Below are 11,875 nucleotides of genomic sequence, written 5' to 3'. Positions count from 1 at the left end.
GCACGCGCCCCGCAACGGATCATCTTATGGCAGATCCCAGCTTCTTTCCGATCGCGACCTCGCTGTCCTTCAGCGAGGTCGCTTCCTTGTCGGGTACCACCTTGCCCGAAGGCGCCGATCCGGACCGCCGGATCGAGGGCGTGGCGCCGCTCGAGACGGCGGGCGGCAGCGATGCGGCCTATATGGACAATCCGAAATATATCGCGGCGCTGGCCGCGACATCGGCCGCGCTCTGCTTCGTCTCACCGCGCTTTGCCGCACGCGTGCCGGCCGTGACGGTCGCCCTCGTCACGCCGGCGCCCTACCATGTTTTCGCCAAGCTGCTCTCGGTCTTCCATCCGCAGGCATTGCGGCCAGGCTCGATGTTCGGCTCGGCCGGCGTTGCACCAGGCGCCTTCGTGCATGCGACGGCAAAGCTCGAGGCTGATGTTACGGTCGATCCAGGTGCGGTTATCGGCCCCGGCGCTGAGATCGGCGCCGGCACGGTGATCGGACCGCATGCTGTGATTGGCCCACAGGTCCGGATCGGACGGCAATGTGCTGTTGGAGCCGGCTCGACGCTGCAGGCGGCGCTGATCGGCAATCGCGTGATCATCCATCCGGGCGCACGGATCGGTCAGGACGGCTTCGGCTTCGCCATGGGGCCGAAGGGCCACATGAAGGTCCCGCAAGTCGGCCGAGTCATCATCCAGGACGATGTCGAGATCGGCGCCAACACGACGATCGATCGCGGCGCCAGCCGTGACACGGTGATCGGCGAAGGCACCAAGATCGATAATCTCGTGCAGATCGGGCACAACTGCGTCATCGGACGGCATTGCGTCATCGTCTCGCAAGTCGGCATCGCCGGCTCCACCACGCTCGAGGACTTCGTCGTGCTGGGCGGGCAGGTCGGATTGGCGGGGCATCTGACAATCGGCATGGGTGCGCAGATCGCGGCGCAGAGCGGCGTTGCCGGCGACGTTCCGCGCGGCGCGCGGTATGGCGGCTATCCTGCGCAGCCGGCATTGAGCTGGGCGCGCGAAGCGGCGCTGCTCAAGCAATTGGTCGCCAAGCGTGGCAAGGGCCCCAGTGGCGGCGAAAACGCTTGATCTCACGCCGACTTCCGGCAAAAGCAGCTTTTCAGGATAAATGACGTGCGCTGGCGCGGGGCGCGGGGCGTTCGAGGAGACGATACGATGACGGATGCGACCAAAGCGCTCGGCGTGGCCGATATCCAGAAGATCATGGCCTGCATCCCGCATCGCTACCCGTTCTTGCTGGTCGACAAGGTCGTCGAGATTGATGGCGATGCGTCGTGCGTCGGCATCAAGAACGTCACCTTCAACGAGCCGCAGTTCACCGGGCACTTCCCGGGTCGGCCGGTCTTCCCCGGCGTGCTGATGATCGAGGCGATGGCGCAGACAGCGGGCGTGCTCGTCGTTAGCGCGCGCGGCAGTGACGAGCTCGCGGTCACCACCGTGCTGTTTACCACGATCGACAAGGCAAAGTTCCGCAAGCCGGTCGTCCCGGGCGACACGCTGCGCTTCCACCTCACCAAGCTGGCGCGGAAGCGCAATATCTGGTTCTACCGCGGCGAAGCCAAGGTCGATGGCGTGCTCGTCGCCGAGGCCGAACTGTCGGCGATGGTCGTGTGAGCGGGGAATCGTGATGCACGCTCCCGTTGCCGATCAGTTGCAGGATACTGCCATGAGCACCTCGATCCATCCGATGGCGATCATCGGCCCGTCTGCCAAGCTGGGGGCAGGCGTCACGGTCGGTCCATTCTGTACCGTCGGCCCTGATGTCATCCTTGGCGACGGCGTCGAGCTGATCAGCCATGTCTCTATCGCCGGCCGCACCACGGTCGGCCCGCGCACCAAGATCTACCCCTTCGCTTCGATCGGTCATCCGCCGCAGGATCTGAAGTACAAGGGTGAGCTCTCGACGCTGACGATCGGCGCCGATTGCGTGATCCGCGAAGGCGTGACGATGAATCCGGGCACCGAGGGCGGCGGCATGAAGACCGTTGTCGGCGATCGCTGCCTGTTCCTGGCCAATTCGCATGTCGGCCATGACAGCGTCATCGGGAACAACGTCATCTTCTCCAACAATGTGATGTGCGCCGGCCACGTGACCGTCGGCGATTTCGTCATCGTCAGCGGCGGGACCGGCCTACAGCAATTCGTCCGGATCGGCGATCACGCCTTCATCGGCGGCGGTGCCGGCGTCCTGCTCGACGTCATTCCGTTCGGGATGGTACGCGACAATCCGGCCCATCTCGCCGGGCTCAACCTCGTCGGCCTCAAGCGGCGCGGCTTCTCGCGTGAGCAGATCCACGAGTTGCGCCGCGCCTACCGCCTGCTGTTCGCCGACGAGGGCACGCTTTCGGAGCGGGTCGAGGACGTCGCCGGCGAGTTCGCCGAGCATCCGCTGATCCACGAGATCCTCGACTTCATCCGTGCCGGCGGTGACCGGGGCATCTGCGTGCCGCGTGACGTGAACGCGCCCGAGCGGTGAGTAAAGGGCCGGCCAACGCAACTGGCCGGCCGCAAGGCCGGCGCATCGCCGTCCTGGCCGGCCGTGGCGAATATCCCTTGCGGGTTGCAAGTGCGGCCGCAGCGCAGGGGGCGAGCGTCTATATCGCCGTGCTTTCCGGTGCAGGGGATCCAGCCGATTACGCTGCCTACGACGCCGGAGAGTATCGCCTGGGCCAGCTTGGCCGCTTTCTTGACGAGATCAAGCGCCGCGAGATCGGCGAGATCGTCATGGTCGGTGCGCTGCCGCGGCCGAGCTTCGGTGCGCTGGCGCCGGAACTGTCGACACTGAAATACCTGCCGCATTTCGCCCGTGCCTTTCAGGGCGGTGACGATCATCTGCTGCGCGGCGTCGTCACCTTTTTCGAGGGGCAGGGGCTGCGTGTGCTCGGACCGGCCGAACTGGCCCCGGATCTCGTCGCGCCAATAGGGGCGCTGGGTCGTCACAAACCGTCGCCGGTCGCGCGCGAGGCGATCGCGACCGGCTTCAATCTGCTCGCGACGCTCTCACCATTCGATATCGGACAGGCGGCGATCATCGCGGACCATCGTGTCGTCGCCGTCGAAGCGGCCGAAGGCACCGACGCGATGATCGAGCGCGTCGCCGGGCTCGTCCAGGCCGGGCGCCTCAAGCCCGGCAAAGGCGATGGCGTCCTCATCAAGATGCCGAAGCTCGGGCAGGACCTGCGGGTCGACATGCCGGCGATAGGCCCGGACACGGTGGCGCGCGTGGCGGCGGCCGGTCTCGCGGGCATCGCGATCAAGGCAGGCAGCGTTATGATCGGTGACAGGGTCCGGCTGGCGGCGCTCGCGGACGCGTCAGGCCTGTTCATCGAGGGCGTGGCTTGACCCGCCCGTTCAAGCTTTTCGTCCTTGCCGGCGAAGCGTCGGGCGATGCGCTCGGCGCGCGCTTCGTGGCGCGGTTGCGCGAGGTGCTGGGCGAGCGGCCGCTCGAGCTGTCGGGTGTGGGGGGCGAGGCGTTGATCGCGGAGGGGCTGCACAGTGCCTTCCCGCAGGAGGATATCGCCGTGATGGGCTTTGGCCCAGTGGTCGCGCGCCTGCCCTTGCTGCTGCGCCGGATGTCGGATGCGGCGCGCGCAGCTGTGGCCTTCAAGCCCGATCTGATGCTCACCATCGACGCGCCCGATTTCAGCTTGCGCGTCGCAAAGAAGGTGAGGCAGCTCGCCCCCGCAGTGCCGATCGCACATTGGGTCTGCCCGAGTGTCTGGGCCTGGCGGCAGGGGCGGGCAAAGCGCATGCGCCCGCATGTCGACCGGATTCTGGCGCTGCTGCCCTTCGAGCCGGCCGCATTGGCGCGCCTCGGCGGGCCGGAGACCGTCTATGTCGGCCATCCGCTGATCGAGCGGCTGGAGGCTTACCGGCCCGGTCCGGATGAGGCTGCGCAGCGTAATGATGCGGCGGCGCCGACGATCCTGGTTCTGCCCGGCAGCCGACGCTCGGAGATCCGACATTTGATGCCGCCCTTCGGTGAAGCGGTCGCACTGGTCGCCGCGCAACTGCCGCAGGCGCGCTTCGTCCTCCCCCGCCGTGCCACGCCTGATCGAGGAGATCGCCGCGCTCAGCGCCGACTGGCGCATCAAGCCTGAGATCGTCACTGGCGAAACGGAAAAGCTGGCGGCATTTCGACAAGCCCGAGCGGCGCTGGCCGCCTCGGGAACCGTGACGCTCGAACTCGCCTTGGCGCAGGTGCCGACGGTCGCAGCCTATCGAGGAGCCGGCTGGGAGGCTGTAGTGGCACGGCGCCTGATCAAACTGCCGACAGTGATCCTGCCGAACCTGATCATCGGCGAAAGCGTGGTGCCGGAGTTCATCCAGGACGAAGCGTCGCCTCAGGCCCTTGCCTCTGCGCTGCTCGCGGCATTAGCGGAGGGGCCCGCACGCCGGCGCCAGCTCGACGGCTTCGCGACCGTCGAGCAGAACATGCGCAGCGCCGGGCCGAGACCGGCAGCGAACGCCGTCAGCGCGGCGCTCGCCCTCGTTCGGGAGCCGACGGGCCGCTAACCGACCTGTTACTCGACGACCGCGCCGGACGCCTTGGCGATTGGAGCCCATTTCGCCAGCTCGGCCTTGACGTGCTCGCCCAGCGCTTCCGGGGTCGAGCCGACGATGACGGCGCTGATATCCTCCAGGCGCTGCTTCACATGTGCGTCCTTCACGGCCGCATTGGCGGTCGCGTTGAGCTTGTCGACGATCGGGCGCGGCAAATTGGCCGGGCCGAACAGCGCGTTCCAAGTATAGGTCTCGTAGCCGGCAAGCCCGCCCTCGGCGATGGTCGGCAGGTCCGGGAAGGAGGAGACGCGTTCCTTGGTGGTGACGCCGATGGCGCGCAATTGGCCGCTGCGGATGAACTGGGCCGAGGAAGGCAGGTTGTCGAACATGATCGGTACGGCGCCGGAAACGACATCGTTCAGCGCCGGGCCAGCGCCGCGATAGGGCACGTGGTTCATGCTGACGCCGCCGAGCGACTTGAACAGCTCGCCGGACAGGTGCAGCGGCGTGCCGACGCCGGACGAGGCGTAGGAATACTTGCCCGGGTTGTCCTTCAGCAGCTTGATCACCTCCGGCACGGTCTTCGCCGGAAAGCTCGGGTGCACGACCATGACGTTGGGCACGACGGCCAGCAGCGAGATCGGGGTAAAGTCCTTGACCGCGTCGAAGGTCACGGTCTTCAGGATCGCCGGGTTGAGCGCATGGGTCGCGATCGTGCCCATCAGAATCGTATAGCCGTCGGGCGTGGCACGGGCGACCGCCGTCGAGCCGATATTGCCGCCGGCGCCGGCGCGATTGTCGATCACGAAGGACTGGCCGAGCAGCTCGCCCATCTTCTGGCCGACGAGCCGCGCGACGATGTCGGTCGAGCCGCCGGCTGCGAAGGGCACGATCAGCGAGATCGGCCGCGTCGGGAACTGCGCCTGGGCGGAAACAGAACCGGACGCGCCCACGAAGGGCAGGACGGAGGCGCCGGCGAGAAATCCGCGGCGGCTGAGACCTTCGGTTGACGACATGAGCGATGAACCTCTTTTGTGGGTCGGCGACTGTAGCGTACCAAACGCAACCGTCATCTGCGTCAGATGCATCAATAAGTTGAAACAATAAAGGCCGCGACGGTCTTCCGTCGCGGCCCTGCCTGCATCAGTTTCGAGCCGTTCAGCGGCGACCGATCGGCGTATAATCGCGCTTCGGCGCGCCGGTGTAGAGCTGCCGCGGACGCCCGATACGCTGGGACGGATCCTCGATCATCTCCTTCCACTGCGCGATCCAGCCAATGCTGCGCGCGAGAGCGAACAGCGCGGTAAACATCGAGGTCGGGAAGCCCATCGCCTTGAGGGTGATGCCCGAATAGAAGTCGATGTTCGGATAGAGCTTCTTCTCGATGAAGTACTCGTCGTGCAGGGCAATGCGCTCGAGCTCCATGGCGACGTCGAGCAGCGGATCGTCTTTGATGCCGAGTTCGGCCAGGACCTCATGCGTCGTCTTCTGCATGATCTTGGCGCGCGGATCATAGTTCTTGTAGACGCGGTGGCCGAAGCCCATCAGGCGGAACGGATCGTTCTTGTCCTTGGCCTTGGCGATGTATTTGGGGATGTTGTCGACGCAGCCGATCTCCTCGAGCATCTTCAGCGCCGCCTCGTTGGCGCCGCCATGCGCCGGGCCCCACAGGCAGGCGACACCGGCCGCGATGCAGGCGAAGGGATTGGCGCCCGACGAGCCGGCGAGCCGGACCGTCGAGGTCGAGGCGTTCTGCTCATGGTCGGCGTGCAGGATGAAGATCCGGTCAAGCGCCCGCGAGAGCACCGGATTGACCTTGTACTCCTCGGCCGGCACGGCAAAGCACATGCGCAGGAAGTTCGAGGTGTAGTCGAGCGAGTTGAGCGGATACACGAAGGGCTGGCCGATCGTGTACTTGTACGCCATCGCCGCCAGCGTCGGCATCTTGGCGATCATCCGCATCGAGGCAATCATGCGCTGCTGCGGATCGGAGATGTCGGTCGAGTCGTGATAGAAGGCCGACATGGCGCCGACCGAGGCGACCAGCACCGCCATCGGGTGCGCGTCGCGGCGGAAACCCTGGAAGAAGCGGGCCATCTGCTCGTGCACCATGGTGTGGCGCGTGACGCGATAGTCGAAATCCGCTTTCTGCGCCGCCGTCGGCAGTTCGCCGTAGAGCAGGAGATAGCAGGTCTCGAGGAAGTCGCCGTGCTCGGCGAGCTGCTCGATCGGATAGCCGCGGTAGAGCAGGACGCCCTCATCGCCGTCGATATAGGTGATCTGCGACTCGCAGCTCGCGGTCGAGGTGAAGCCGGGGTCGTAGGTGAACATCCCGGTCTGGCCGTAGAGCTTGCCGATGTCGATGACGGAAGGCCCGATCGAACCCGTTTTGACCGGCATGTCGACGGCCTTGCCCTCGACAGTCAACTGACTGGTAGTTCCGCTCATGGATCCGATCCTTTCAGGCTCGTTCTTCAGTCATATTCCTGCGGACGGAGGCACCGGTCGCTTGTCGCGTTCCGGCGTCATCCGAACGTCCCACGATGACGGCTCCATGACGGGAATGTCGGGGCGGGCAGGCGGGAAGGGGTACATCAGACTGATTTTGAAGCATTTTTGTGCCGGGCCGGCAGCGGGAGCAGCCGGTCCGCAGGGCGTTGCTAGACCAATTTCGCGAGGCGTTCAACCGAGCGGTCATTAGCCTTTCTGCCGGTCTTCAGGCGGCGTCGGCGAGGCGCGCCAGCACCTCGTCTCGGCCGAGCACTGCCATGACGTCGAACAGGCCCGGCGAGGTGGTCTTGCCGGTCAGCGCGGCGCGCAAGGGCTGTGCCACCTGACCAAGCTTGACGCCGCTTTCCTCGGCGAAATCGCGGATCGCACTCTCCAGCGGCGGCGGAGCCCAGTCCGCAATGGCTGAGAGTTTCTCCGCCAGCTTCGGCAGGCGTAGGCGTGCCGCGTCGTCGAGCAGGGCGGCTGCCTTCGGCTCGAGCGCCAGTGGCCGCTTGGCGTAGAGGTAGGAGGCGCTGTCGATCAGCTCGATCAGCGTCTTGGCGCGATCCTTCAGACCAGGCATGGCCGACATCAGCTTGGCTTCCAGCTCCGGGGTCGGCTCGGTGCCGATGCCGCGCGGCGGGCCGATCTCAGACCAGATCGCCTTCAGCGCTGTCATCAGCTCATGATCCTCCGACTGGCGCATATAGAGGCCGTTGAGGCTCTCGAGCTTGGCGTAGTCGAAACGCGCCGGCGAGCGGCCGATCGAGGAGAGATTGAACAGCGAGATCATCTCTTCGGGGGAGAATATCTCCTGATCGCCATGGCTCCAGCCGAGGCGCAGCAGATAATTGCGCAACGCCACCGGCAGGTAGCCCATCGAGCGATAGGCATCGATGCCGAGTGCGCCGTGCCGCTTCGACAGCTTGGCGCCGTCAGCCCCATGGATCAGAGGGATGTGCGACATGCTCGGCACGCTCCAGCCGAGCGCCTGGTAGATCTGGGTCTGGCGCGCGGCATTGGTGAGGTGGTCGTCGCCGCGGATGATGTGGGTGATCCCCATGTCGTGATCGTCGACGACGACAGCGAGCATATAGGTCGGATTGCCGTCGGAACGCAGCAGCACGAGGTCGTCGAGATTCTCGTTCTGCCAGACGACGCGGCCCTGACCTCGTCCTCGACCACCGTCTCGCCGGTCTGCTCGGCGCGCAATCGGATCACGGGCTTGACGCCATCGGGCGCCGTCGCCGGATCGCGGTCGCGCCAGCGCCCGTCATAACGCAGCGGCTTGCCCTCCGCGCGCGCTCTCTCGCGCATCTCCTCGAGTTCCTGCGGCGTCGCGTAGCAATAATAGGCCTTGCCGGCCGCGAGCATCTGCTCGGCGATCTCGCGATGGCGGGCGGCGCGCTGGAACTGGTAGACTGTCTGCCCGTCCCAATCGAGGCCGAGCCAGGCGAGGCCGTCGAGGATTGCTGCGATCGCACCCTCGGTCGAGCGCTCGCGATCGGTATCCTCGATGCGCAGCAGCATCTTGCCGCCATGGCGACGGGCATAGAGCCAGTTGAACAGTGCGGTGCGGGCACCGCCAATGTGCAGGAATCCGGTTGGCGACGGCGCAAAGCGCGTGACGACCGTATCGCTCATGAAAACAGGCTCCGGGGGAACGGGCGGGCAAAAAAGGCGAGGGCGGGCTGTAATGCGGGCCTCGGCCGGGGCTGACATCCGGCGCCGCCGCTGTAACATGGCTTGCCAGCCGCCGTTAAGAGCCTCCTGCGGGGAGGGGGCTCAGCATTCGCGCGATGGCGATGGGGGGACGGATGCTCTCCTACGGGCCAGACGAGCGCCGTAGCAGGGTGCGTGCCAGCGTGCTGGCTCTGCCGGCGCGCCTGCGACGCGTCGGTGGCTTCGCTTGGCCTGCATCCTTGCCGTTGTACGACTGGGGCGGTCGCATCCGCCAGGCACTCGACATCGAGGTCGAGCGGCGACGCCTGTTCAACTGGCTGCCGGTCTGCATGGGAGCTGGCGTACTGCTCTATTTCCTGGCGGATCGCGAGCCGGACCTTGGCGCGCCCCTGGCCGGACTGGCGCTATGTACGCTCGCCGCTTGGCTGACGCGGCGCCGCCATGCCGTCATGGCGGTGTGCATAGCGGCCGCAGCTGTCTTCGCCGGTTTCGCGGCGGCAGCCTGGCGAACTGCCGGCATCGCCGCGCCCGCGCTCGCGCGGAACCATGTCGGCAAGCTCACCCGGATTCGTCGAGGCGCTGGAGCAGCGCGACAAGGGCGTGCGGATCGTCGTGCAGGTCACGGACCTGCCGGGCATCCAGCTTGCACAGAGGCCGCGGCGGGTGCGCGTCACCACGCCGGTGACGACATTGAGGCCCGGTGACCATATCAGCACGACGGCGCGCCTGTTGCCGCCGCCCGGCCCGGCGCGCCCTGGCGGCTATGACTTTGCCCGCGACGCCTTCTTCCAGGGAATTGGCGCCGTCGGCAGCATCGCCGGCAAGATCGCGCTCACGCCGCCGCCGAGCCCGATGCCGCGCCGGCTTGCTCTGGCGGTCGCAATCGACCAGGCCCGCAACGCGCTGACCGAACGCATCGCGACGAGCGGCGGCGGGCAGGCCGGGGCTATGGCGGCGGCACTGGTCACCGGAAAGCGCGGGCTGATCAACGAAGCGACCAACAACGACCTGCGCGCCGCCGGCATCTACCACATCGTCTCGATCTCCGGCCTCCATATGGTGCTCGCCGCCGGAACGATCTTCTGGCTGGCGCGGGCGCTGCTCGCGCTGTCGCAGACGGCAGCGCTCCATTGGCCGGTGAAGAAGCTCGCGGCGCTCGCCGCCATGGCTGGCGCCACCGGTTACTGCGTCTTCTCGGGCGCCGAGGTCGCGACGGTGCGCTCGCTGATCATGACGCTGGTGATGCTGGGGGCGATCCTGGTCGACCGGCCGGCGCTCTCGATGCGCAATCTCGCGCTCGCTGCGATCATCGTGCTGCTGCGCGAACCCGAGGCAGTGCTTGGCCCAAGCTTCCAGATGTCGTTCGGGGCGGTCGCGGCGTTGATCGCCTTCGCCGAGCGTTGGCAAGAGCGCCCGCCCGACGCGGCGGCCGCGTCCTGGCCCTGGCCACTGCGGCCGCTCTGGCTCTCGGCTGTGGGTATCGTGACCACGACCATGGTCGCGACAGCGGCGACGGCGCCCTTTGGCGTCTTCCACTTCCAGACCTTCAATCCGTTCGGCCTGCTCGGCAATGCGCTGGCGCTGCCCTTCGTCTCGCTGATCGTGATGCCGGCGGCCGTCTTCGGCGTGCTGGCCTATCCGTTCGGGCTCGACTGGCCGGCCTGGGCGTTGATGGGCTGGGCGTCCGGCCTCGTGCTCCAGGTTGCCCATTGGGTCGCCGGCATCGACCGCTCCACCGTCGTGCTGCCGGCCTTCGACTCTCTTGCTCTGATCCTGTTCTCGCTGTCGCTGCTGTGGCTGACACTATGGACGACGGCGCTGCGCTTCCTCGCCGCGCTGCCGCTGGTCGGCGGCCTTGCGCTGGCCTCGGCACCGTCGCGGCCGGACATCCTGATCGAGCGCGACGGCTCGGGCGTGCTGGTGCGTGGGCCGGAGGGGAAGATGGTGCTGGCGGGCAAGCCGAGCCGCTTCGTGCTGACGCAATGGCTGCATGCCGACGGCGATTCCCGGTCGCCCGACGATGCCGACTTGCGCGAGGGGGGCCGCCTGCGATGCGCGCGGCTGCGTCATCCGCCTGCCGGATGGCCGTAGCGTCACCTATACGCGCGACCGCACCGCTTTGGTCGAGGACTGCCAGCGAGCCGATCTTGTGGTGACGTCGCTCTATTGGAGCGCGCCTTGCGCTGCCCGATTGATCGACCGCAGCGCGCTCATGCGCGACGGCGCGACCGCCTATCATGCGGCCCGCGGCGGCTGGCGCGCGCTAACGGCCGACGAGGCGACCCGCCTGCGTCCGTGGACCCGTGCGCGGCCGGAAACGAGGCCAGCACCCGAGCCCACTGCTGTGCCGGTACCCGCGGCTGCGGAGCCCGCACAGGATGCCGAGGTATTTCAGTAACGTCGCATCAGGTTGACGAGGCGGCCCTGGATCTTGACCCGGTCCGGCCCGAGCACGCGCGTCTCGTAGGCGGGATTGGCGGCTTCGAGCGCGATCGAGGAGCCGCGCTTGCGCAAGCGCTTCAGCGTCGCTTCCTCGTCGTCGATCAGGGCGACGATGATGTCGCCTGTATTGGCGCTGTCCTGCTTGCGGATCACGACCGTGTCGCCGTCGAGGATACCGGCCTCGATCATCGAATCGCCGCGAACTTCGAGCGCATAATGCTCGCCGCCGCCCAGCATATCGGCTGGCATAGAGACGCTATGGCTGCGGTCCTGGATCGCCGAGATCGGCGTGCCGGCGGCGATGCGGCCCATGACGGGGATCGAGACGGTGGAGCGTCCGCTCTCCTCGGCGCCCGCGGGGCGCGGCTTCGCCAAGGTGGCTGCCGGTGCCGGCGGGGTCTGGCCGAGCCCGCCCTGGACGATTGAGGGGCTGAAGCGGGCGCGCTGCGCCTGCTGGCCGCCGATGCCGTCCGGCATCTTGATGACTTCGAGTGCCCGCGCCCGGTTGGGGAGCCGGCGAATGAAGCCGCGCTCTTCCAGCGCCATGATCAGCCGGTGGATGCCGGATTTGGAGCGCAGGTCGAGCGCGTCCTTCATTTCGTCGAAGGAGGGCGGTACGCCGGATTCGCGCAGGCGCTCGTGGATGAAGCGGAGCAGTTCGAACTGTTTGCGTGTCAGCATGGTCGCGCCGCTCGCCTCTCGGGCTAGAATCGAAACAAAGCACGAACACCATA

The 11,875-nt window shown here is 66.9% G+C and carries 10 protein-coding genes and 1 pseudogene; 7 read left to right on the top strand and 4 right to left on the bottom strand.

The annotated features are described in order from the left end of the window. Positions 1 to 26 precede the first annotated feature (26 nt). From lpxD to QO058_RS01895, 6 genes are all read left to right on the top strand, one after another. Positions 27 to 1,091: a UDP-3-O-(3-hydroxymyristoyl)glucosamine N-acyltransferase gene (gene lpxD / locus QO058_RS01920; protein WP_284170061.1), complete on the top strand. Its 1,065-nt coding sequence runs from the start codon at positions 27 to 29 to the stop codon at positions 1,089 to 1,091. Positions 1,092 to 1,178: 87 nt separating this feature from the next. After that, a complete protein-coding gene (gene fabZ / locus QO058_RS01915) occupies positions 1,179 to 1,637 on the top strand; it encodes a 3-hydroxyacyl-ACP dehydratase FabZ (RefSeq protein ID WP_284170060.1) in 459 nt (152 codons plus the stop codon). A gap of 52 nt (positions 1,638 to 1,689) precedes the next feature. After that, positions 1,690 to 2,499, top strand: a complete 810-nt coding sequence (gene lpxA / locus QO058_RS01910; RefSeq protein WP_284170059.1) for an acyl-ACP--UDP-N-acetylglucosamine O-acyltransferase — start codon at positions 1,690 to 1,692, stop codon at positions 2,497 to 2,499. Further along, positions 2,496 to 3,365, top strand: coding sequence for an LpxI family protein (locus QO058_RS01905; protein WP_284170058.1), 870 nt, complete (start codon positions 2,496 to 2,498; stop codon positions 3,363 to 3,365). Before lpxA ends, QO058_RS01905 begins: the two co-directional genes overlap by 4 nt. Then, complete coding sequence (locus tag QO058_RS01900) at positions 3,362 to 4,123, top strand: lipid-A-disaccharide synthase (RefSeq protein WP_284170057.1); 762 nt, start codon at positions 3,362 to 3,364, stop codon at positions 4,121 to 4,123. Before QO058_RS01905 ends, QO058_RS01900 begins: the two co-directional genes overlap by 4 nt. Next, complete coding sequence (locus tag QO058_RS01895; RefSeq protein ID WP_284170056.1) at positions 4,065 to 4,538, top strand: glycosyltransferase family protein; 474 nt, start codon at positions 4,065 to 4,067, stop codon at positions 4,536 to 4,538. The genes QO058_RS01900 and QO058_RS01895 overlap by 59 nt, the downstream gene beginning before the upstream one ends. Before the next feature lie 8 nt (positions 4,539 to 4,546). Here the strand turns inward: QO058_RS01895 and QO058_RS01890 are convergent, their stop codons facing one another. The 3 genes and pseudogenes from QO058_RS01890 to gltX all read right to left on the bottom strand — a co-directional run bounded on the left by QO058_RS01890 (position 4,547) and on the right by gltX (position 8,660). Then, positions 4,547 to 5,542: a Bug family tripartite tricarboxylate transporter substrate binding protein gene (locus QO058_RS01890; protein ID WP_284170055.1), complete on the bottom strand. Its 996-nt coding sequence runs from the start codon at positions 5,540 to 5,542 to the stop codon at positions 4,547 to 4,549. A 142-nt stretch (positions 5,543 to 5,684) separates the two neighbouring features. Then, positions 5,685 to 6,974 carry a citrate synthase gene (gltA, locus tag QO058_RS01885; protein ID WP_284170054.1) on the bottom strand — a complete coding sequence of 430 codons (1,290 nt, stop codon included), beginning with the start codon at positions 6,972 to 6,974 and terminating at the stop codon, positions 5,685 to 5,687. Positions 6,975 to 7,242: 268 nt separating this feature from the next. Beyond that, positions 7,243 to 8,660 (bottom strand): annotated as a pseudogene (gltX, locus tag QO058_RS01880) (glutamate--tRNA ligase). Positions 8,661 to 9,245: 585 nt separating this feature from the next. On the opposite strand from gltX, the gene QO058_RS01875 reads away from it, so the two are divergent. Continuing rightward, complete coding sequence (locus QO058_RS01875; protein WP_284170053.1) at positions 9,246 to 10,790, top strand: ComEC/Rec2 family competence protein; 1,545 nt, start codon at positions 9,246 to 9,248, stop codon at positions 10,788 to 10,790. A gap of 300 nt (positions 10,791 to 11,090) precedes the next feature. On the opposite strand, the gene lexA is transcribed toward QO058_RS01875, so the two are convergent. After that, positions 11,091 to 11,822, bottom strand: a complete 732-nt coding sequence (gene lexA, locus QO058_RS01870) for a transcriptional repressor LexA (protein WP_284170052.1) — start codon at positions 11,820 to 11,822, stop codon at positions 11,091 to 11,093. Positions 11,823 to 11,875: the final 53 nt, after the last annotated feature.

This window comes from Bosea vestrisii (genome assembly GCF_030144325.1).
GTDB lineage: Bacteria > Pseudomonadota > Alphaproteobacteria > Rhizobiales > Beijerinckiaceae > Allobosea > Allobosea vestrisii_A.
This window is presented reverse-complemented; position numbering and strand designations above follow the sequence as displayed.

What these genes read in the sequence shown, in the direction of transcription:
- QO058_RS01890 (WP_284170055.1), bottom strand. Translation starts at nt 5,542, where the DNA reads ATGTCGTCAACCGAAGGTCTCAGCCGCCGCGGATTTCTCGCCGGCGCC.
- lpxD (WP_284170061.1), top strand. Translation starts at nt 27, where the DNA reads ATGGCAGATCCCAGCTTCTTTCCGATCGCGACCTCGCTGTCCTTCAGC.
- lexA (WP_284170052.1), bottom strand. Translation starts at nt 11,822, where the DNA reads ATGCTGACACGCAAACAGTTCGAACTGCTCCGCTTCATCCACGAGCGC.
- fabZ (WP_284170060.1), top strand. Translation starts at nt 1,179, where the DNA reads ATGACGGATGCGACCAAAGCGCTCGGCGTGGCCGATATCCAGAAGATC.
- lpxA (WP_284170059.1), top strand. Translation starts at nt 1,690, where the DNA reads ATGAGCACCTCGATCCATCCGATGGCGATCATCGGCCCGTCTGCCAAG.
- QO058_RS01875 (WP_284170053.1), top strand. Translation starts at nt 9,246, where the DNA reads ATGTCGGCAAGCTCACCCGGATTCGTCGAGGCGCTGGAGCAGCGCGAC.
- gltA (WP_284170054.1), bottom strand. Translation starts at nt 6,974, where the DNA reads ATGAGCGGAACTACCAGTCAGTTGACTGTCGAGGGCAAGGCCGTCGAC.